The following is a 22,262-nucleotide window of genomic DNA, read 5'->3' as shown; positions in this document are numbered from 1 at the left end:
TACGCAAGTATTAGTATCCAATATCGCGCTATACAAGCCTTTGCGGCTTATTAAAGGACCATGCAATTTGGTCGATAAAAAGAATATAAACAGCGGAAGTATCGGTAACAATGAAACTCAAAGCAGCCGTATTGAAACAATGTGGTCAGCCACTGGACATCGTAGAAAATATTGAAGTACCAGTGTTAAGGCCAGGTCAAGTTCTCGTCAAAATTCATTACGCCGGAATTTGTCATAGTCAGCTAATGGAAATGTCGGGCGGGCGAGGCGAAGACCGCTATCTCCCCCATATGCTCGGACATGAAGCTACGGCAACGGTTGTTGAAGTGGGCCGCGACGTCACCACTGTTGCTCCAGATGATACCGTGGTGTTGAGTTGGATTAAAGGTACTGGTATCGAAGCCGGAGGTAGTGTTTATGAGTCGCCGATGGGTTCGATCAATGCCGGCGCGGTTACCACGTACAGTGATTATGCCGTAGTGTCAGAGAATCGTTGTTATATACTTCCCAAAGGTATTGGCTTAAGAGAGGGAGTATTATTCGGCTGTGCTATGCCCACTGGTATGGGTATGGTTCAGAATCAACTCTCTGTTTTGCCGCAACATTCTATCGGTATTCTCGGTCTTGGTGGTATCGGAATGTCGGCACTCATGGCCGCAGTTGAATGTGGAGCAAATACAGTAGTTGCCATAGACACAAACGAGGACAAACTTACACTCGCGAAAACTATTGGTGCTCATGTTTGTATCAATCCGCAAAAAGTTTCTCTTCTCGATGCCGTAAACGAAATCACCGATGGTCGCTTGCTTGATTTTTGTATTGAAGCTGCCGGTAGCTGTCGCACCATCGAATCAGCGTTTTCCATTGTTAATCGCAATACGGGTAAGTGTGTTTTCGCCTCTCATCCCAAACACGGTGATAAGATTCAGCTTGATCCTTTTGAACTCATTTGTGGCAAAACTATTCAAGGCTCTTGGGGCGGTGGTGCAGATCCACAACAGCTTCTTCAACACGCCTCATGCTGCAGCAGTTCGTCATTACCGCTACACTCTTTATTATCAGACGATTACAACTTGAATAATATAAATCAAGCGGCTGAGGATTTGCGCCAACAAAAAGTCGTTCGAGCGATCATTAAAATATCAGAAAAGGTGTAATGGCATGAGTACTAAGGACCAGCAAATTCAGCAACTCATTGATGCTCGCAACAGCGGAAAATCAATATGCTTTGTTTCTGGGAACTTTAATATTATTCACCCTGGGCATTTGCGCTTTTTGCTATTCGCGTCGGAACAAGCCGATATATTAGTCGTTGGTTTGTACGACCGGAAAGATTCATTGCATGCTTTTTTTGACAATGAAGAGCGAGTAATGGCCCTGCAAGCGTTGTCTTGCGTTGATGATGTGATTGTCGTTAATGGCGATAGGCTGAAGGTTATAGAAAAAATTCAACCCGATGTGGTTGTAAAAGGGAAAGAATTTGCTTCGGCACAAAATCCTGAGACGCCGATTGTTGAGACCTATGGCGGTCGTCTGATTTTTAGCTCTGGCGACAAATTATTATCTAGCCGTGAGCTACTGTTGCAACAAATTAACGAAGATTCTCGTTTGTCGAGACTGCTTCAAGGCTATCACGAGCGTTACAACATTAGCCGACCTACGCTTGAGCAGCATTTAGATAAGTTTAGCGCTCTTAATATTGCGGTTATCGGCGATATTATTGTTGATGAATATCAAGAGTGTATGGCGATTGGTATGTCGCAGGAAGATCCGACTATTGCTGTCAGTCCACTCGAGTCTTTTAGCTATTTAGGGGGCGCAGGCATTGTTGCAGGGCACGGTGCCAGACTCGGCGCCAACGTGACCTTCTTCAGTGTGTGTGGTGAAGACAAACACGCCGCTTTCGCGAAGAACAAACTTGAAGAGTACGGAATTGACGCTGTTGTCAAAGAAGATACCTCTCGCCCTACCACGCACAAATTGCGGTATCGAGCCAAAGACAAAACTCTGTTGCGCGTTAATGAATACCGTCGTCACGACATTGATTCACCGCTCATAAATTCGTTTGTTAACGATTTTGAGCAACGTGCGTCTTCCTTCGACCTTGTACTATTTGCCGATTTTAACTATGGCCTATTGTGTCCTGAACTGGTGACGCGAATCAGCCATATTTGTCACGCACAAGACATTCCTATTGCGGCCGACAGTCAAACGTCTTCTCAGATGGGTGACCTTGGAAAATTCAAAGGGTTAATGTTGACAGCCCCTACAGAACTAGAAGCTCGGCAAACCATACAAGATGAGAGCAGTGGCTTAATTGAAGTCTCGAAGAGCTTATCTGAAACATTGGACGCGAAAAATGTATTGGTAACGTTGGGCGGAGAGGGTGTACTCATACGCCATCTTAATCCACAAACCAATGTTCTTGATACAGATAACCTACCAGCCTTTGCCGATTCAGCTATTGATACCGCAGGTGCGGGTGACGCTATGTTTGTTACCACTGCGCTCATGCTCGCAAGTGGCGCAAATATTTGGCAGGCGGCATTTGTGGGAAGTATCAGCTCGTCAATTCAGGTGAGCGTGCGTGGAAATGTGCCCATTTCTAAAAGTGCAATAAACAAGAAGCTTAGTGAGCTATTAAATTGAAAGTAGTGTTATTGGCTGCGGGGTTTGGTACTCGATTGAAACCGCTCACCGACAATACGCCAAAGTGTTTGGTACCTATTAACGGTCGCCCGCTATTAGATTACTGGCTAGATATGCTTAGTACTAGCCCTCACGTATCTGAGATATTTATCAACACACACTACTTATCTGAGCAGGTGGAAAAGCACCTCAATGACCATTGGGCACACTTGTCCAATCTCACTGTGTGGTATGAAGAAATACTGTTAGGCACTGGGGGAACCATACGAGCACACATTCCCGAACTGGCAGATGACGATGTAATGGTTATACACGCCGACAATCTCTCGTCATTCGATCTAAAAAACTTTATTGAACATCACAATAATCGACCTACGCATTGTGAAATGAGTATGATGCTTTTCCGCACTGATACACCGTCTTCTTGCGGGATTGTCGAACTAGAAAACAATACAGTGACAGCGATGCATGAGAAGGTAGTCAATCCGCCCGGAAATCTTGCCAATGGCGCTGTGTATATCTTTTCACCAAAAGTAATAGACTGGCTTTCTACTACAGCGTTTTGTGATATCAGCAACGATGTCATTCCAATGCTTCTTGGAAAGATCACGGCATGGACAAACACCAGATATCATAGGGATATTGGTACGCCTGAAAGTTACACACAGGCACAAATAGACTTCAAAGCGCTGGCATAACGCACTAGCTATCAAACCCAAAGTGCGTTACACCACTCACCGCTATTGAATCTCTATCGGAATGAGGTCATGTCGTAGTTTAGGTTTTCGTAACTCGCGATAGTGTTAAACTTTTTATCGAAGTGCTCTAGAATGTACTCGAACATAAAACGGCGAGGCTCATCCCAAAAATCATTGTAAATGTCGCTTAAGCTTTTGGGCACAACCACATGGTGACTATTTATTTTTCCGAACTCAAAAACATTACTTAAATAGGCGTCGGTAACGTCTAGCGTCGGGCACAAGTAACTCACAAAGCGTTTAAACTCAGTGGGTTCCGTTGTTAGAGACTCATAAAAGAACAATTTTTCTTTGTCTAAAGTAAGTAGATCAATCTCGTACTTGAATACGCGATAGCAAACTACGGCAAACTCAACTTGTCCGTGAGAAAAGCACGTTCCATATTTGTCTAAAAATGCATTAAAGAAGTCAGGAATTTCCTTCAAAAGTAAGTTCAGGTTTCCACGATAACGTTCATACTTAGGTGGAGCGTTATTGCGAGTTTTTGATTCTGACTGCGAATTTATTCTAAACACTGGGTGTCTAAGCAGACCTGCGAATTGCCCTCCCTTGGATTCAATAGGCTGCTGCATTTCGGTCCCATGCCAAGGAGTAATGTGAATGGTTCCCACATAGTTACCAGATTCAGCGACCTTAGTTGCTAGCGATGTTGCAAGTGCTTCCTCGCTTTCTAATGTGCTTTTGTCCTCAGTTTCTTCATTTGCATGCCAAGCTGTGATGCTCTCATTTAAGTTGAGCACACGAGATACCCATTTCGTTGCACTTGAGCCAGATGAGGCAATCATAAAACAGTTTGGAGTCATTCTACTCTTCCTTTACGTTGGTAACGCTTTAATGTCGGCTGAAACCGTGAAGACTTTAGCATGGGATACTTCGTGAAGTTCGTAATACTGACGATGTCCCGTCCCGCCGAAAGTTCTAACGTGTTATTATTACTTAAGTTATCTTAACCTTTTCCGATAACAAACTTGTACCCTAAATTTAAGTTCTGCGGAACCTGTAATTAGTGTCATACGTCAGCAGAGATGTTCACGCTAGTTGCCTCAACGAGTACTAATTTGACTATGAATATACTTGGATTACACAGTGGTGTTACGGCGAATCAACACGACCCAGCGGCCGCTCTTATTATCGACGGCACCATCGTTGGCGTGTATGAAGAAGAGCGCTTTTGTCGTGTTAAATCTCCTAGGGGAACGCTTCCAATCCGAAGCACTTCAAACCTGTTGAAAGACAACAACCTCACGATGCAAGATATCGATCTTGTTGTTCACTCTGGTGTGACTTTTGGCGACTTATTACCTCGTTTAGAGCGATTTTTACGTCACTATTTTGGACACGTACCAAAAATCGAAATGGTGAATCACCAAACTGCCCATCTTGCTTCTGCTTACTACTGTTCCGGTTACGATGAAGCTATGTGTATTTCGTGGGATGGATACGGAGATGGTTTAAGTAATCAATTTGGCGTTGGTAAAGCGGGTAAGCTCAACATTTTGGATTCGTATCCAGCCGACCAATCTATCGGTCAATTCTATACCAGTATTACTTCATTCCTCGGTTTTAAACCCGACGAAGACGAATACAAAGTCATGGGTTTGGCTAGTTTTGGAACGCCGGAGTACGATTTGTCGTCGTTAGCACGGCCAAGCGACAACGGCTACATAGTTAACAGAGAAATATTCGAAGCTTCTCCTAAAATCATGTGTAGCTTTGAACCCGCTTATAACCATGTTCACACACAGCTTTTAGGCGAGCATAGAACAATTGTCGAGCCTATTACGCAGCGTCATATGAATATTGCGGCATCGGCGCAGAAAGCACTGGAAGACTGTTTAGTCTCTCTGGTGACAAAGCTTCACAAAGACACCGGTCTAAGAAAGCTCTGTATTGCTGGCGGAGTTGCTCTTAATTGCTCAGCTAACAAAGTCATCTATGAGTTGCCCTTTATTGACGAACTGTTTGTACAGCCAGCCTCAAGCGACCGTGGGCTAGCGCTTGGTTGCGCCATTCTTGGTGCAGTTGAAGAGGGCTATACCGACTTTACCCTTGAGCATGCATACTATGGCCCGAGTTACTCGAATGACGAGTTAGAAAAAAGCCTGCAATTAGTGGGTATCCCTTACACTGAAGTAGCGTACCCCACCGAAGAAGCCGCAAAGCGACTTGCACAGGGTCAAATTTTAGGTTGGATGCAGGGTAGATCAGAATTTGGTCCAAGAGCGCTGGGACATCGTTCAATTCTTGCCGATCCGTCTTCACCTACCATGAAAGACAAAATCAATGCGCGAATTAAGTTTAGAGAGGAATTTCGTCCTTTTGCTCCCGCAGTAATGGCTGAAGAAGCAAAAAACCTTTTTGAAATGAACCAACTATCCCCCTTTATGACAATTACGTTTAACGTAAAAGAAGAGTGGCAAAAGAAGATACCTGCTGTTAATCACGTCAACAACACAGCTCGAGTGCAAACAGTAGCGAAAATGGACAACTCGAACTTCCATCAGCTCATTAGTGACTTCAACAATATTACGGGTGTTCCTACGGTATTAAATACCAGTTACAACGTAATGGGGCAACCCATTGTAGAGACAGCGAAAGATGCTTTGACCACGTTTGCTTCCAGTGGAATGGATGCAACATTCATTGGTCCGTTTTTAGTTAACAAAGACAAGCTGTAATGCCGCAGTGCTTTATTATTGCTTCTCTTGGCCGATGCGGTTCAACGTTTTTGAGCCGCTCGCTAAATCAATACCATAATGTCTTTTGCGATCATGAATTAGTTGTTCGTGAACCAGAGTACGTTCGAGAAGGTCATATCAACTTGACCATAAACGACAGTAACTTTTCGTTTCGCAACACTATTCAAAGGCTTGCTGGATCGTCTTCTATATGCGGTAGCAAGTTATCCATCCCCCATTATCAATGGGATGATACTGACTTGCTCTCAAAGCTTGTCGAAAAAGTCAGTAATGAAAAAATCGCGGTAGTTCATTTGTCTCGATGCTTTTTAGAACACTTTGTATCGAGAAAGATCGTTGAAGCCAGCGGCGTGTGGCATGTTTACGAAAACGATGACTCACCGGACAAACTCAAACGTTCGCTAGCGCCAAAGTCACTGCGAATCTCGGTGCAAGAAGCCAATCAGTTTTGCCAGAGTGCGTTGAGAGCCGAAACAGAGCTCGCTAAACTTACAACGTTGACTGACTATAGGTTCTTCGACTACTCAATGTTAACGGCTAAGAGCGATGAGATTCGTGCATTTTTAAATATTGATGGTTCCGTAGTCACGGGTGAAAGTAGTCAGTTGCAGCTTCCAACTAAGTCAATTGGAACACCTCATCGCAATCTCATTGCAAACCTAAGTGAAGTATCATCACTTTTTGCCGATTGGAACCACCAAAGAGAAACCCTGCTGTATGAACAACTTTAGTCATCCAGACCACAAAGTCGCCGTAATAGGTACAGGAGGTAGTGCAAAAGCACTGCTAGAACACGAAGAAATAAACGGTGAGATAACTTATTTCTCCTCAATGGATTCCGGTTCATTTAACGGACGTCCTATTCATGCACTTTCGTCAATGCTCACCCGTAATTTCGACGCTTATATCGTTGCGATTTACGACTATTCTGAGTTGTTAGAAGTGCTTGAAAAATTGCCACAAAATAGACTCTATTGGTTCGACAACACACAGAAAAAACTGGTAAAAATCGGCGACCTTTACAATGATAAAAATCAATTATCGATTAAAGAAAGTCAAATACTGACAGTAATTTACGACTTCCGTGTAACGCCTCCAACTTATGACTTTCTGAATTTTATGGTTCACGCCAAGTTAACAGCAAATAAGTTAGGGCTAACCACGATAAAGGTCATTTTTTGCCCGGGGGACAAAGCGGGTTTTCGCGAAGATATTTCATTTTTTTCTATTGATGAAATGAACTTTAGATTTAATAACCTATTGCTGCCCTTAATTTCTCTCGTTGATAAGCACGCGAACTTTTCAGTTTGCCGAACAAGAGAGGAAGCTAGGCTACTCTACCGACAAGCATCTCACCGGTTTCCGTTGGAACACAATTTCTTGCGACCTAAAGCTGTTCACTTTTTTGACGAACTACTTCGTTTTCATACCAGCGGCACATCAATAGCAATACTAGAATCCTCGGCTTTTTATCAAGAAAAAGTGAAGTCGTGGGCTAGCGCTAGAAAAATTACGCTAGATAAAACGGTTGTGGTCACACTAAGAGAATGTGATGCTCATCACGAACGAAACAGTCACTTACCCACGTGGAAGTCAGTATGCATGGAGCTAATATCCAAGGGAATGAACGTGGTGGTCATTAGAGATACAGAAAAAGCTTTGTTGCCGCTGAATTGGGATGGTGTATACGAGTGCTCAGAGGCTGCATTATCGGTACATATGCGCTTTGCACTTTACGAGCTATGTCACATAAACCTAATGACGAGTAACGGCGCCCAAGCACTTGTGTCTCTGTCGCCCCGCTGCAAATATATTCTGTTTGGTATGTTAAATCCCAGTTGCACGTCTAACACCGTCAGTCACCTCACAAGAATCGGTATTGTTCCTGGAAGTGACCAGCGAATAAGTGCCCGAGAAGGTCAGTATCTGGATTGGAACGCCATTACAACCGAGAGTGTGATGGCCGCCATGAATCGATTTTTTAACGTGTAGTTACTAACCGTGCTTTGGTTAACGCGCTTTTAGCGCATATCTCTCTGCACGTAACAAAGAAACGACAATAGATTCCAAATCCTCGTCGGTGTATTTCTCGTGAAATAGAATATTGATACTTCTTTGCCTGTGTCGAGTAGCATTTGGGGTGGAAGACTGACATCCCGCCTGCTCTTTAAACCAATCCCACTCGCTAACTACATAACGATAATCTGGATTTATCGAGGTTTGCTCGCCATGCAAAGCATGCTTTAGACGCTCAACCTGATGGTCACTTAGGTTGTCACTGAGTTTCACGTTGTGGAAAAAATATGATGACACCGATTGCTCAATCGGCAATACCGGAACGAAGGTTTCTGAGTTAGCTAGCAAGGTGTTGATATAGTCCACCTGCCTTTGACGAGTTTCGATAACACTTGGCAAGGTATTGAGTGACTGTAAACCCAGTGCACAAGAAATTTCGTTGGCGTTGTAATTGAGCCCAGGACCAAGGAAGCTACCAGGGTCGCGTTGATTGAATCCTTCATTTCCGAAGGGTTTTCTGCGATCAGCGAGACCTCTTACAACCCAATAGTCACTTTCATCCTGACAAAGCACCACTCCTCCCGTACTACCCGTCGTATGGTTCTTGGTAAACATGGTAGAGAACACTGCAAACTCGCCGAAGCTTCCCACCATCTTACCACTGATAGAACCGCCATGAATTTGCGAGCAATCTTCTATAAGCCTTATTTGATGCTTACTGAGTATTTTACAGATAGCCGGCATATCGAGTGCCAATCCACCAACGTGGGTGAGCACTGCTGCTTGAATATCTTGCCCATGCTCATCAATAGCCTGATTGATAGTCTCTGCGTCTAGGTTAAAGCTTCCTGATGCAGAATCACATATAACTGGGGTAAGTCCAGCGAGCATAACTGCTGACACAGACCCTGGGTCAGTCACAGGTGACACAAGAACCTTTGCTCCCGGAGCTAAATTTAGCGCTTGAACTGCAAGGTATACAGCAACAGATCCAGAGTTTACGGCATCGGCATATCCTCCCCCGTAAAAATCGGCAAAAGCTTTACAGTACTCGTCTTCAAAATGTGCTTGATAAGGAACGTCTTGTTGTTGTTGCCAATAAAACTCAAACACTTTTTCGACCTGAGCTAGTGCTTCCTTACCCATTACGTCACGACAGGGGAAAGGTGAATGCCGGACGGGGCTTCCTCCCACTACCACTGGTTTAGAAATTAATACCTCAAGACTCGCCTTGTCAAAATACTGCATTTAAAAAGGTCCTTTAAACCATGCTCCAGGAATATCATGATGTTGCGATGTTTGAAAATCTTCATCTATTTCAACACGTACACCCAAGGCATTCGCCACATTGCTTACAATGTTCTTTGCATTTTGGTAATACGACTGCGTCAAAAAGTAACTGGTTGGTTCTGGGTAATTAGGCAGCGCTAAGCGCATCGGTGGTAATTTAAGAGAAGAAAAACAGTGCTCCGTAACGCTACTAGACAACTCGGCAGCGACAGAAAAGTGCTTATGAGCACTGTCACATATGATCGCGCGCCCTGTTTTATTGACCGACTGATAAATACTCGTCCAATTATCAGGATCCAGATGAACAGTCTCTAAAACGTCTACATGAATTCCTTTCGTTGCCAAATAGTCCGCTGCTACCAGTGACTCAACTAACATGTAGCTATTGGCGATAATCGTACAACTATCTCCTTGGCGATGCACACGAACAGGTTCTGGAGCACTGTCTATCGCCACCACTTGCTCGGGTTTACACGTTTGTTCATGAAGCCACCGGTGCTCAATAAACAGCACTGGGTTGTCATCCATTATTGCATCGTACAACTGACTGGCAACAGCGTCTGTTGTACTTGGAACAACAACTTTCAATCCTGGAACATGAGCAAACCAAGATTGCAAATTCTGTGCGTGGGTCGGCCCTTGCCCCCAACCTCGACCAACAATGACTCTTACTGTTAACGGTACTTTCATTTCACCGTTGAACATGTAATGCCACTTAGCGGCGTTATTCACCAATTGATCCATTGCCAGTAGAAAAAAGTCCATGCGTTGATGACTCATCAATACGCGACTACCCGACAACGCCGCACCAATACCGATACCAGTCATGGCGTTTTCCGCTGTTGGCATATCGAAGACGCGATCTGAGCCAAATTGCTCTGCTAGTCCAGACGTTGTGCCAAATATTCCTTTGGGGTCATCGATGCCTAAACCAAAACTAAGCATGGCGTCGTCTTGTTTCATAGCTTCGTGCTGAGCAAAATTAATTTGTTCTTTAAACGTAGTGAAATCAGGCATAAAGATAATCCCCATTGTTGACTTCACTGGGCTCAGGAGCACTTTCGGCAAAGTCAAAGGCCTGTTTAACTTCTGAATCGATTTCAGTAGTCATAGCCCTAAGCAGTGATTCAGAAACACCATTGGCCAATAACTTATTGTATGCCCGATCTAAGGGGTCATTAGAAATCCAATGTGCTACTTCTTCAGACGGTCGATAGCCCAAATCGTCGTCAAAATTCGGGCCACAATGTTCTCTGTGTCGATAAGTGTGGCATTCTATCAACGCAGGCCCCTTGCCAGAGCGAACGCCCTCTAAAAGGCTTTGTGTCGCATCTACTACTTGCTCTACGTCGTTGCCATCAACTTCTACTGCATTCAATCCAATCGAGTTTGCAAGTGTTACGATTGAACGTGAATCCGGTTGACGCACCGACAACGGACTGTATACGGAGTAACGATTGTTTTCACACACAAACAACACTGGCAGCTTACGCAGTGCAGCAAAGTTTGCCGACTCATAAAAAGCGCCTTCTTCGGTCGCACCTTCGCCGAAGTACGTCACCGAGATTTCGTCGAGCTTTTGCACTTGTTGATGAAGACCATTGCCCACAGCTAACGGAATACTGTTACCAACAATTGCCGTACTGGCGACAAACCCCACACTTAAGTCACTTAAGTGCATTGAACCACCACGCCCGCCAGTGCACCCCGTTGCTTTACCATAGAGTTCACTAATCAAGGCGTCCAATGAGCCACCTTTCGCCAAATAGTGAGCGTGTGCTCTGTGAGAACTGTATGCTTTGTCAGCATTTTTCAAGCATGCAGATACACCTACAGCCACTGCTTCTTGGCCTATCGACAAATGAGTTGGGCAGCGCATTTTCTGTTCGCTATATCGCGCTGCAATTGCTTCTTCGATACGCCTGATTCGCAAAATTCTGCGATAATGCTCTAGTAATTCACTCATGGAATAAACCAATAATAATCGCCGGTGTAACCTACTTCTTTAAAAAATGCTTTCCATTCATCAACGTGCATAATGGTTTTCGCCGTGAGGTTCCACTCATACATACGAGCTTCCTCTTCTTCATTGCGATAAGCATCAACGGTGATAAACGCATTTTTACGAGAAACGCGAGTAATTTCCTGAAGCGCTTGACCGCATTGGTCTCGCTCCAAGTTATGTATAGTGTTTACGCTCATGACCAAGTCAAAGCTATTATCTTCAAAAGGTAACTCGCTGGCACACCCGACTTGCATTAGCTCTGCCACTTCTGGTTTGGCGTTGGCTATTGCGTACTCAGAAATATCAATGCCCTTACATGCAATTCCCGGAATGACTTGTTGTAAGTCATATAAAAAGAAACCTTTTGCACAACCCACATCGAGTACGTTGCTATTGGCCGATAACCCGTATTGTGCTTTTAAATCTGGTACCACAGGTTGCCAAAACCGCGCGTTGTAATTGAAGCCGCCGTATCCATACTGGCGTTCGCCATCGAAAAATTGTTCTCCAAACTGACGCGCAATAGCACGCACTTCCGGCGTTTTTTCTTCACTGCGCGCCTGAGTGTTACGCTTCGTTTTTGGGTAACTACGCAGTAGATCTATTTCCATCGTACAAGTACATCCTATTCTTTATGCTGGTATGTCAGCGCCTGACTCTTTAAAACATCAAAATTGTTTTTCACCCACTCAAGGGTTTGCTCAAGTCCAGCCTCTAAACTAATTTTGTCTTGCCAACCTAATTGAGTTCTCAGTTTGGTCGCATCTAGAAGGTAAGCAGAATCTTTACCCGGTCTGTCGTCTGTAATTTCACATACTTCATGCACGTCAACTTGCATGAAATCACAAATCATCTCCACTAGCGCTCTAATCGTCACCGTTCGCACTGTAGAGATATGGTAGCTCTCACCAAGAGTACCCTTTTCGCTTATTAGCTGTGTGGCGGTAGATACGTCATCTATATGAATGAAAGAACGCTCAGAATGTCCACCACCGTGCAGGGGCAGTTTTTGATTGAGTAAAATACTCATCATTGTTTTGGGAATAATCCGGTACAGCTGCTGACCTGGTCCGTACACATTGGCGGCTCTCGTCGACACCACTGGAAACTGATGAACATCAAAAAATGTTTGTAAGCTCATATCTGCCGCCGCTCTCGACACGGCATATGGTGTACTCGGTTGGTAATGATCGTGTTCAGCGACACTGCCTGACATAGAACCGTAGACTTCTGGCGTCGAAATATGTACGTATTTATCAAGATAGTCTTTATGTCGCAAACAATTATGAAGCTTTACCGTAGATACAGCATTGGTCATAAACCAATGTTCAGGCCAATCCCAAGACTGTCCAACCATGCTCTGTGCGGCAAAGTTAACAACGGTGGGCACTTTATGCTTGTCTAACAGCGCTTCTATTGCCAAGAGGTCTTTATTCAAGTCCAATTGGTGAAATTCGAGTGTGTTTTGCTGTCCCCATTTGTAAGGAAGTAACGCGTCAACAGGCTCGGGAGAACGACTAATAGCGATAACGCGCTTTTCTTGCGCGAGTAGGTGCTTGACATAACTTGCACCAGAAAAAGAATTACTGCCAATGACGGCTATTGTCTCGCTCATTGTGCCAGCTCTCCACATAAATATTGCATCAACATATGTCCCACGATTAACTGAAGATCTTCAGCGACTTGCATATCATTTACATCGTTGTGAATAGCATAATCAGCCAAGCTTAGCGCCTTCCCGCCAGAGAATCCGAGTATGGCAAAGCTCTGCATTTCTAGACGTTTTGCCTCGGTAAGCGCGTTCACTATGTTTGGGGAGTTGCCACTTCCTGACAGCACTATCAATACATCGTCCTTGACCGCTTTTACAGTCAGTTGGTGGGCGAAAATATTGTCATATCCAATATCGTTGCCTAAGCAAGTAATGACTGCCGAATTCGCGGGTAATGCTTCAACATTTAACGCTTTAGAACCATCAGGGCAAATTCCGTACAGAAAGTCGTTGGCTAGGTGAATTGCGTTACCCGCGCTTCCGCCATTGCCACAAATGAACACCTTTCGCCCCTCTCGAGCACAACTTAATAGCGTACTCGCCAGCGTCTCAATGACCGCACTATCGAGTAATTCAATTTGCTCGATAATGCGCTGCTGATAACGTTGAATAAGGGATTTCATTAAAGTACTTCCTGCTGCATCCACTTGAGGTTGTACCAACGATCCTCGTTTTTAAGTTCTCCGCGCTTGAACGCCTGTGTAATTTCGTCGATGGCGTGCTGCACGGTTTTCTTTGGTTTGAAGCCAGTGGCGAGCAACTTATCAGAGTTAATTCGATATGAGCGGGGGTTCATTTGAAGGCGTGACAATAATTTCTGTATCGATCCCTTTGCCAATTTGTTCTGCAATATCAAGAATGGTGATATTTTCGAACCCAGCGTTATACACGCCTGTGTTCTGAGGGTTATCCAATAAAAATAGATACAAGTCGGTAATATCATCGATGTGGATGTTAGGTCGTGCTTGTTTTCCGCCAAATACAGTGATGACGCCGTTCAATAGCGCCTGCATTGTTAGCATGTTTACTGCTACGTCCAAGCGCATACGCGGAGACAATCCGCAGACCGTAGCTGGACGAACAATTTGCACTGTCATTCTATCTGAGTAGCTCAACAACACGCGCTCTGACACCATTTTCGTCTTGTTGTATTCAGAAATTGGTTCCAAGCTCAGATCTTCGGTAACCTCATCTTCGTCTTTTACCCCATATACGCTACCTGATGACGCATATATGAAGTGCTTAATCCCCTCTCTGGCAGCGCGGTCTGCAAGCTGCATAGTGGCTAGCGCACTCACCTCCCAGGTCAGTTTTGGATCTAAATCGCCACACGGGTCGTTTGCAACCGATGCCAAGTGAATAATGGCATCGATTCCTTGAAGATTAATCGACGCTGTATCTCTAACATCATGTTGAATAACATTTAAGTTATCGTGGTCTGGCAAAAAATTACCAAACCATTGGATATCTAATGCATCAACTTCATGACCTTGTTGCAACAATTTAGGGATTAACACCGAGCCCTTGTAACCACATGCACCGGTAACCAAAATCTTCATAATCAATACTCTTTTAATAAATCTCGTGTTCTACAACGGCATAAGCCTGAAATGCACTTATGCCATGTAAACACATTGAATTCCTTGACTCTCTAACGGCTCTGCTAAGTTTTTAGAAGACCCGACAGAGGTTAAAATCACAGTGTCTTTTGGGAGAAGATTCGCCAATTCGGGAGAAAAAACAGGAATATTATCAATACTCTGTCCTAATCGCGCTTGCGAATCGATAAATCCAGCAACGTCAATCCCCTTGCTTGATAGCGCTTTGTGCAACTGCAATGCAACAACACCCGTGCCCCAAATAAATATTCTGTCATAGTTGGCCAACTGAGCTAACTTAGTCACCAACTTGTTAATATATGATTGTGCAACAAGCTGCATATCGGCCTGAAATGTCAAATCACTAGACTTTCTGTACTTCTCGACAAGATTAAACAAGCCAAATCGCTTGTTCTGCTCCCACTGACTGCATTGTCGCAGTATTTCACCAACATCTAATGCTCTCTCTAATGCGATCTCGAATTTATTCAGCAATGCGCCAGCGTCATACAACTCAGCCATTTCGCTCCATAGGAAATCAGCGATGAGATCTTGTTGAGCGTCAATACTGTGCTTAAACACTTCAGTTGCCGCAAATATTTGTGCTTTGCCTGCTGCCAGATGTTGTGAAGCTTCTGTGCTCTGATCATTCAACAACGCTATTTTGGCAAGAAAATAATGGGACTCGATAGCCTTAATATTCAACACCGAACAAAAAGCAGAGCAGTCCGCTCTTGTCACTAACAAGAAATACCGACTCGCCTCAGCAAACTCTCCGTTTTCTAGGTATTTACATGCCGCTAAGAAAGCCAATGAAACATACCAGCGCAACGTAAAGGGTGCCATGAGATCGGTTGATAACACTACCTCTAGCCCATCACTGGCTTGTTTCAGCCAGTTTCGTTGCAACGCTGTATTATCTTTTGGTAAGCCATACCCCATTAATGTCAGCAGCATAAGCGTATCAGAAGAGCCAGTCTGAAGCAGTTTTGAAACATACTTCAGCCGTACGTCACTGTCTTGAATACGCTGACCAACTTGCACGACTTGTCTGTGTAACCACGGATTGGCATAGCCCGAGGCAAAATCAACAAATTGCGGCAACTCTCCCTGAGCATACTGAGGATTCTGATAAGGAAATTTTTGCTGTTCAGCCCAAAGCGGATGGGTAAGATCTGGAGTAGCAACCACTACAAGCCATTCGGTTTCAGTTTCTGGAGCTTCAATTGCAGATTTTTCAAAGCGTCTAGGTGATTGGGGTAGTTTGAAACCACCTGGTGCAGTTTGATGATACCTTGCTTCAATGAGAAAGCCGTATTGCTCAAACAAGTTCTTAAACTTGTGCCAGTCGAACTCATGAAAATGATATGGGTTTGGGTCTTTACCGGTCTCATCTACCCACATGTAGGGAACACTTGCTATCACTCTGCCATCAGGCTTTAAGCAACGCAAACATAGCTTGAAAAATGAATGATAGTCTTTCACGTGCTCGATGGTTTCGAACGAGGTAATTAGGTCAAAGGCTTCGAAGTTAGTATCGGCATACTCATCAATATCTAAGGTCTGATAATTCAGTTTATCGTGGCCATACACTTGATTAGCGTAGCCTACACTGTTCACGCAAATGTCTACGCCCGTTACGTGACTTACACTATCATTCAGTGACATCAAGTAACTGCCGTAACCTAGTCCGCAAGCGCAGTCTAGCAGGTTGTCACCAGGGCGTATAAATGACTGTGCAAACGCATAGCGATATACATGTCCATCCGAGCGACTAGAGAACTCTCGTAACATATCCATGTGCAGATCACGCTCGTCCAGCAGGTTGGCCAACGTACACAACGAATGACCAGTTTGCTTTATACGTCGAAAAGTTGTTGTGGTAAAACGTCGATTATCAGTAAGAGGGGCATAATCCCTTTTTAGCCATTCTCGGACATCTAGGTGAAAATCCGCATGGTAAAAAGTATTTTCGATGTCTTTCTGAGTATTCGTTTCTTGCGCTGTTTGTACCACAGTAACATAGCACTCTTTGGTATCATCTAAGTGACTTAGAACATGGTTGATTACCACACTGGTCTCGTCAGTCGTGCACACAAAATGACGTGCCATTTGATTCGATTCTGGGTCGTCGACTATGAGCTTACTCACCGGAAGGGTGTGCCCGAGCCCATCAAGACTTTGTTGAGATAAAACGGAAAAATATTGCGTATTACTATACGGTGTCACGGGTAAACCTTGTTGAGTATGTGTGTTCATATTATTGGTATCACTCCGTATAGATTACTGACATTCACTACAAACTAAGTATTTCAATCGGCTTTTGAGATGTAACTGACGACTGTTCATAGATATTGCGCGCTATTTCATCTTTGAAAGCGAACGAAGAGATAAGTATCTTTTTGCACCCACCCGCCAGTGCAGATTTCAGCGATTGAACCTTGAACCCTGCAACGTCATATTCACCAGAGATCTCTGCTTTTCGATCAATCACTTGCTCTATATTCAAATTGTATTTTTTCACATAGGGTAATAATTTTTCAAAAAACAGTCCCGCGCCATAGACAGAAAAGGTTTCCCAATTCTGCTCTAGTACGCGCTCCACTAAATTGAGTACGTCGCCGTCGGTATCCATTGACAGCAAACCGTACTGCCTACTTAAAAACTTCTCATCAGTTAGGGCTATTGCCGCCTGAGGCCAGTGAATTTTACCTACTTTAACTTTAGGGTACTGGCAAAACTCCTGATAAAAGCCCTCGAGCGGCCATTCGACGATTTCACGAACTTGGGAGTCAGTGATTATTGGATACATATCGTTTGAGCCGAAGTTATCTTGATGCTGAATAGCAGTAAACAGCTCAGCTTCTACCCGTGTAGGCAACTGCAAATAGCGATACAACACTGGCAACACATTGTCTACTTCGATAGTCGGCAATTGGTACTGATGGTAAACATCGAAGAAGTGCTTTAAGCCTGCGAAGAAGTCATTAACATATTGGCTGTTTTCAGGTAAACCCTCAGCTTGTTCTGGGGAAGCGAGTTCGTCACTACCATATCCGATAACTGTACCGCAGTCTCCGACCAAGAAGGGCTCAATGCACTCTGGAGAGCGAGATAAAAGTTGGCGTATATTTCGGGTATCTGATTGCACGTTTATGAAGCTGCTATAACAAGATTTGCTCGAATAGCGATAAATACGCTCTGACGAGTAGAACAGCAAATTAGCACGGCTCTGCATGCCCATTATTGCTTCTATATGATGTGGAATGGTGCCGCCATTTCCCAAGTCCAACACCACAGAATCACTCAATGATGTTTTGATATTTGCGTTGTAGTAGGTAGTGAAACGAGAGCGCTGAGCAGCGATATAAGCGCTTAACTGTGCTTTTTTACCACGTGCGTTTTCGGTCAATAACTTAAGTAAGTTCTCACCTTGCTCAAATAATCCATCGGTGTCTCTGATAGCCACAGCAGCATACCGAGTGAGAATATCATCCTCATCGAGATGAAAATCTCTGTAGAAATCTTGAACAGAGTAACCTCTGCGCTGAACAAGCACATAGATGAGATCCTCAAACCAATGAGTCTCACTAGTGTCGATTGCTGGCCAAAATGTGGACTTACGTGATGCATAAAGCTTTTTAACGTTTAGTCCAGAAATACCTCGCTGAGTCAGACGCCATTCAATAATGGGGGCAAAGACCTCAGCTTCACGCATGAGGCATAGTATTGATTGACTCTGAGTGGCGAGTGCTTTGTCAATTGCCCAATCAGCGAAAGACAACAGTATCGGCCCCCATACGAAACTACCAACATCAAACGCAGCAGAGCGGTTTTGATGATAATGAGACGCTGATATGAGTCGCGCAGCATTGAAGTTTTGCTGAACAGAGAACAATGAACTTTCATGTCGAAGAATTTCAGATTCATTCAGCACCCCTCTAAGAAGTGCCGCATGAATCCCGGCTTTCTTGGCCATTTCACCATCGGAAACTGGGTTGTCGCCAATGTGTAACCACCCCGACGGGTCTAGCTTTTCAGATTGCCTTACATGCTCGAAAAGCTGACCGGATGCTTTGTTGCAGCCGTGTTCCGATGACACATACAACGGCAACGTAACAAGGTGACTACAGCTACTGAAAAATGTACGTCGAATTTGCTCAGCGCTCAGATACATGTCGGATATAAACAGAACGTTTGTACCATTACTGACCAGCGCATTCAGTAGGTCTAGTATGTCCTGATTAATAAAGCTTAACGCAGATTCCGTTGCTAATTCAGCTGTTAATAATCGTTGTTGAGTAGCTTGAGGGAATGGCAATGCTGAGATAATTTCTTCGAGAGTCACCTCTCCACTGGGAGCGTCGCGCTTAACACTTTGTTCAGTGCTTTCTCTCAATTCTTTATATTCAAATGCACTTAATGGAAGGGTATTTTCGTCCTCAATATTTTGGTAGGCGGCGACAAACACATCTGTAGGTTTACCGACAACACGGTGAACAATGGTATCGAAGATATCAAAAGAAACCGTCGTTATTCCGTCTTTCTGAACCTGTGCTAACACAGATGAAGTAAAGGGCGTCAAACCAAAATCCCCCGCTCTGACAACATTTTGTGCAACAGTGACTTAGCATAGGTTTGGTCTTTTGCGCTCAATGGAACACGCACCTGATCACTTTTCAGTACGCACACTTGATTAAATAAACGGTCCATCCAAAGCAAGTCTCCGTCGCGAATAAAACCAAAATTCGCCGGGCTATTGCCTTTCAACGTGGCAGAGTGTGCAAAATAAGCGAAGTCTCTATCATCATTGCCCAGCGTGTTACCCAACAAAGATGGGGCATAGTCGATACCGAGTAAGTCAAAAAAAGTGGGAAATAAATCAAAATGACAAGAATGCTCGATGGAGCGCGATGATAAACTCGGATGACTCAGCATAAACGGTACACTAATCTGAGGCAAAATGACTGAGTTGCTGTGAAAGCTGTACCCGAACTCTCCAAAGGACTCACCGTGGTCGCCGGTAAACACCACAATCGTATTGGATAGGTCTACTTTTTTGCTGAGCTTATTGAGAAACTCATCTAAGATAAAATCGACCTCTTCCACAGCGTTGAGATATTTGGCTTTATCTCCCCCACTATGTCGATTGAAGCGCTCTGTATCCACAACCTCGTAAGGCATATGAGTCTGGTCATTTATCACGTGTAGAAAGAATGGGTTTTCACCCACCTGCTCTGCGATATCGTCCACCATATTCCAAAGCCGATAATCAGCTTTTAGTCCATTGGCAGGAATATCTTTACTTCCCCAAACACGGTCAAAGCCGATACGTTGCAACAAACGTTGATAGTCATAAAGCCCTGTATCAGCACTGTCTAAAAATAGGGTTTGGTAGCCATTAGCCTTGAGATGTTTGATGTACCTTGGGTCTTTCCCTGGAAACAAGGAATCTGTTTTGTTGTATGGGTTATTCGAGTAATACCCGGTGTACATCTGATTAGTAGACACTGTGGTATTAGGGCAGAGGCTATAGTGATTTTGTGATATCCAACTATGCTGGTGAAACCTTTCGGCGAGGCGTGAAATTGCCCCTTTTTCAGTGTAAGGATTGATGTAGCAACCCAAGGATTCCATAGTTACTAGGATTATGTTGGCATTTTTGCACGCCCCGTAGTACTGACTCGTGCTGCCTTTAGATACTTCAGGGGTAACATGTGCCTTGTGTTCATCCCTGGGCGAAAACGACGAAGATGCCTTGAATGAGTCATCCACCATTATGTTGCCCAGTAACGTCGGAGACGTCATAAATGGATGTTGTGAAACAAATAACTTTCTCAGTACGGCAAGCAAAACGATAGTGCCTACCAAAACAACATAAGCCACAGCAAAAGCACTATTCAACACTGATGGCAATGACACAGGTAACGTTGCTAAATACGCCCCAACAGCACTCAGCACAAGAATTGGTAGAGTTCCTACTGATAGATGTAAACGACACAGCCCAGCTACACACAAACACAAAGCTAGAATGTGAACAATATATTCTCCCGCACCAAACAACACCACGTATAAGGAGACCAACCAAACCACAGGGATAGACAACGCTAGAGGAAAACGGTGAAAGAGCGACAATAGATGAGGCATACCTTTGGCCAAACCTTTACTGCCAGTGAAGAACCAGGATATTGTCTGCCGATTTATTTCAATACGATACTGCACGAATAGGATAGCATCCGCCCACACCAGTAAACCATAGAGCCCTAGAACCGCAAAAGTGAAGACTGACAAAGCTACTGTATTGACGACAGATGTGATGCACACAACTGCCGCGGGAATAAGTAAAAGTAGGAGGTCATCTAGATTGAGTGCTTTCGATAGCGCGCCACGCTGGCTCCTCACCGACTTAATGCAGTGCACCGTTCCAATACTGATAACCAGCGTTATAAAAGCATTAGTAAGGTAATACAACATCTTCCTCAATCTAGGTTTATATGGCGCGTTAGGAGGGTAAATAAACGATAACCATCCCATTCAGGTGTAAAAGACAACGCTTTGCCAAGAGATACACACCTATCAACACCCTGTATCGACGGCTCAGCCAGTAACTTTAATAGCTGATCTTTTGCCACACCCCAGTAGGTCAGCGTTTGTACAGAATCAGGCAGTTGAGAGCGTAGCGCTTCCACTGAATTTATCTTTACCGCGTAAAACAGTCCATCACCGCTATGCTGCGCCATGGCTTCCGCGCTCACCGAAGGCATCGATAAAACACACACTCTTTCGTTAATGAGGGAACGCCCTGCTATACCCTGCATTTGAAGCAACTGAGCAACCACTAAATGTTCGTTACATCGAGATTGTCCCGTTTTTCTCTGCTCGGAAGAATCACTTTTTTGTGCGATAGCATTCAGGCGTTGAGAAAACGCTAACAAACTGGTTTCGCTTCCCATCCAGTAGATAACGCGAGGCGATGAACACGCCAATTGATTGTGGGCTTTTGTATCATGCCAAAGAAGCTGGGCTGTTTTATCTAGTAACGCAGGTTCATTATCGTCAACGTCAATGATTGTTGCGGAATAACGATCGGCAAAACTTATGTCTCGACATCTTGGCTTTGTGCTGAATTCTCGGATAGCGCGAACACTTTCATCGCCTCCCCACAACATACGAGCATCGGCGAATAGAGCCAAGTCTTTGTTTAGTGAAGATTGCTTATCAAATTGAATGAACATATTACGCTGAGCAATAGCGCTAAATTCGGCTTGCTTAAACAAGGATGTTAGGACTTCAAGCAATAGCGATTTAGCCTGACTGTCTGCGCTACCCAATCGAACAATATTGTTGTTTCCAACGAGTAATGAGCACACCCAACTGTACATGAACATACTATCTACGTTATTGGGTGTGTAGTGCACCACGCAGCCCACAGGCTTAATGATGGCGCCTTCAGACTCTTTGGCCAACATATCTAGCCAAATGCGAACTTGAGAATCACGAAGCCAAAACCCTAACGCAATAATCTCTGGAAACGGCTTGAATTCGGGTGAACGTAAAAGCTTTTCAGATAGCTTTTTAAGAAAACCCAATACTTCAGAAGAACCCACTGTAAGTGGAGATAGCTCTGCTAGTTCGCTGAAGGTCGACGATGCAGAAAGTTGAAATTGTACTGGAGATTGTTGACTCACAAATACT

19 protein-coding genes are annotated in these 22,262 nt (G+C 44.2%); 6 read left to right on the top strand and 13 right to left on the bottom strand.

Annotation, left to right across the window (positions count from 1 at the left end; translation table 11 throughout):
* Positions 1 to 110 precede the first annotated feature (110 nt).
* Genes EYS00_RS10195 through EYS00_RS10185 form a run of 3 tightly spaced genes read left to right on the top strand, consistent with a single transcriptional unit; the run spans position 111 to position 3,347 of the window.
* Positions 111 to 1,157 (top strand): zinc-binding dehydrogenase, encoded by a 1,047-nt coding sequence (locus EYS00_RS10195; RefSeq protein WP_130636451.1) that lies wholly within the window; start codon positions 111 to 113, stop codon positions 1,155 to 1,157.
* 4 nt (positions 1,158 to 1,161) lie between these two features.
* Complete coding sequence (locus EYS00_RS10190) at positions 1,162 to 2,649, top strand: PfkB family carbohydrate kinase (protein WP_130636450.1); 1,488 nt, start codon at positions 1,162 to 1,164, stop codon at positions 2,647 to 2,649.
* 5 nt (positions 2,650 to 2,654) lie between these two features.
* The gene (locus tag EYS00_RS10185; protein WP_242618743.1) at positions 2,655 to 3,347 is read left to right on the top strand and encodes a nucleotidyltransferase family protein; all 693 of its coding nucleotides are present in this window, start codon (positions 2,655 to 2,657) and stop codon (positions 3,345 to 3,347) included.
* Between the two features lie 53 nt (positions 3,348 to 3,400).
* On the opposite strand, the gene EYS00_RS10180 is transcribed toward EYS00_RS10185, so the two are convergent.
* Positions 3,401 to 4,210 (bottom strand): hypothetical protein, encoded by an 810-nt coding sequence (locus EYS00_RS10180; RefSeq protein ID WP_130636448.1) that lies wholly within the window; start codon positions 4,208 to 4,210, stop codon positions 3,401 to 3,403.
* Positions 4,211 to 4,471: 261 nt separating this feature from the next.
* On the opposite strand from EYS00_RS10180, the gene EYS00_RS10175 reads away from it, so the two are divergent.
* From EYS00_RS10175 to EYS00_RS10165, 3 genes are read left to right on the top strand one after another with little or no spacing between them, the layout of a single operon-like run.
* The gene (locus EYS00_RS10175) at positions 4,472 to 6,085 is read left to right on the top strand and encodes a carbamoyltransferase C-terminal domain-containing protein (RefSeq protein WP_242618742.1); all 1,614 of its coding nucleotides are present in this window, start codon (positions 4,472 to 4,474) and stop codon (positions 6,083 to 6,085) included.
* The gene (locus EYS00_RS10170) at positions 6,085 to 6,837 is read left to right on the top strand and encodes a hypothetical protein (protein WP_130636446.1); all 753 of its coding nucleotides are present in this window, start codon (positions 6,085 to 6,087) and stop codon (positions 6,835 to 6,837) included. The genes EYS00_RS10175 and EYS00_RS10170 overlap by 1 nt, the downstream gene beginning before the upstream one ends.
* Entirely contained in the window at positions 6,824 to 8,098 is a 1,275-nt protein-coding gene (locus EYS00_RS10165) for a hypothetical protein (protein WP_130636445.1), read from the top strand. The genes EYS00_RS10170 and EYS00_RS10165 overlap by 14 nt, the downstream gene beginning before the upstream one ends.
* A gap of 18 nt (positions 8,099 to 8,116) precedes the next feature.
* Here EYS00_RS10165 and EYS00_RS10160 read toward each other — a convergent pair whose 3' ends face one another.
* From EYS00_RS10160 to EYS00_RS10110, 12 genes are read right to left on the bottom strand one after another with little or no spacing between them, the layout of a single operon-like run.
* Positions 8,117 to 9,370 (bottom strand): DegT/DnrJ/EryC1/StrS aminotransferase family protein, encoded by a 1,254-nt coding sequence (locus tag EYS00_RS10160; RefSeq protein ID WP_130636444.1) that lies wholly within the window; start codon positions 9,368 to 9,370, stop codon positions 8,117 to 8,119.
* Complete coding sequence (locus EYS00_RS10155; protein ID WP_130636443.1) at positions 9,371 to 10,429, bottom strand: alpha-ketoacid dehydrogenase subunit beta; 1,059 nt, start codon at positions 10,427 to 10,429, stop codon at positions 9,371 to 9,373.
* The gene (locus tag EYS00_RS10150) at positions 10,422 to 11,378 is read right to left on the bottom strand and encodes a thiamine pyrophosphate-dependent dehydrogenase E1 component subunit alpha (protein WP_130636442.1); all 957 of its coding nucleotides are present in this window, start codon (positions 11,376 to 11,378) and stop codon (positions 10,422 to 10,424) included. The genes EYS00_RS10155 and EYS00_RS10150 overlap by 8 nt, the downstream gene beginning before the upstream one ends.
* Positions 11,375 to 12,028, bottom strand: coding sequence for a class I SAM-dependent methyltransferase (locus EYS00_RS10145; RefSeq protein ID WP_130636441.1), 654 nt, complete (start codon positions 12,026 to 12,028; stop codon positions 11,375 to 11,377). The genes EYS00_RS10150 and EYS00_RS10145 overlap by 4 nt, the downstream gene beginning before the upstream one ends.
* Positions 12,029 to 12,042: 14 nt before the next feature.
* On the bottom strand, positions 12,043 to 13,032 hold the full coding sequence (locus EYS00_RS10140) for a GDP-mannose 4,6-dehydratase (protein ID WP_130636440.1): 990 nt from the start codon (positions 13,030 to 13,032) through the stop codon (positions 12,043 to 12,045).
* Positions 13,029 to 13,592 carry an SIS domain-containing protein gene (locus EYS00_RS10135; RefSeq protein WP_130636439.1) on the bottom strand — a complete coding sequence of 188 codons (564 nt, stop codon included), beginning with the start codon at positions 13,590 to 13,592 and terminating at the stop codon, positions 13,029 to 13,031. Before EYS00_RS10135 ends, EYS00_RS10140 begins: the two co-directional genes overlap by 4 nt.
* Positions 13,592 to 13,765 carry a hypothetical protein gene (locus EYS00_RS20930; RefSeq protein ID WP_242618728.1) on the bottom strand — a complete coding sequence of 58 codons (174 nt, stop codon included), beginning with the start codon at positions 13,763 to 13,765 and terminating at the stop codon, positions 13,592 to 13,594. Before EYS00_RS20930 ends, EYS00_RS10135 begins: the two co-directional genes overlap by 1 nt.
* The gene (locus tag EYS00_RS10130) at positions 13,740 to 14,528 is read right to left on the bottom strand and encodes an NAD(P)-dependent oxidoreductase (protein WP_242618727.1); all 789 of its coding nucleotides are present in this window, start codon (positions 14,526 to 14,528) and stop codon (positions 13,740 to 13,742) included. The genes EYS00_RS20930 and EYS00_RS10130 overlap by 26 nt, the downstream gene beginning before the upstream one ends.
* Positions 14,529 to 14,585: 57 nt before the next feature.
* Positions 14,586 to 16,826, bottom strand: a complete 2,241-nt coding sequence (locus tag EYS00_RS10125) for a bifunctional 2-polyprenyl-6-hydroxyphenol methylase/3-demethylubiquinol 3-O-methyltransferase UbiG (protein ID WP_130636438.1) — start codon at positions 16,824 to 16,826, stop codon at positions 14,586 to 14,588.
* Positions 16,827 to 16,863: 37 nt separating this feature from the next.
* A complete protein-coding gene (locus tag EYS00_RS10120) occupies positions 16,864 to 19,152 on the bottom strand; it encodes an HAD-IA family hydrolase (RefSeq protein ID WP_130636437.1) in 2,289 nt (762 codons plus the stop codon).
* Entirely contained in the window at positions 19,149 to 21,041 is a 1,893-nt protein-coding gene (locus tag EYS00_RS10115; RefSeq protein ID WP_165399353.1) for a sulfatase-like hydrolase/transferase, read from the bottom strand. Before EYS00_RS10115 ends, EYS00_RS10120 begins: the two co-directional genes overlap by 4 nt.
* 5 nt (positions 21,042 to 21,046) lie before the next feature.
* Positions 21,047 to 22,255, bottom strand: coding sequence for an acyl-CoA reductase (locus EYS00_RS10110; RefSeq protein ID WP_130636435.1), 1,209 nt, complete (start codon positions 22,253 to 22,255; stop codon positions 21,047 to 21,049).
* Positions 22,256 to 22,262: the final 7 nt, after the last annotated feature.

It is taken from the genome of Alteromonas sp. KUL49 (assembly GCF_006538345.1).
Taxonomy (GTDB): domain Bacteria; phylum Pseudomonadota; class Gammaproteobacteria; order Enterobacterales; family Alteromonadaceae; genus Alteromonas.
This window is presented reverse-complemented; position numbering and strand designations above follow the sequence as displayed.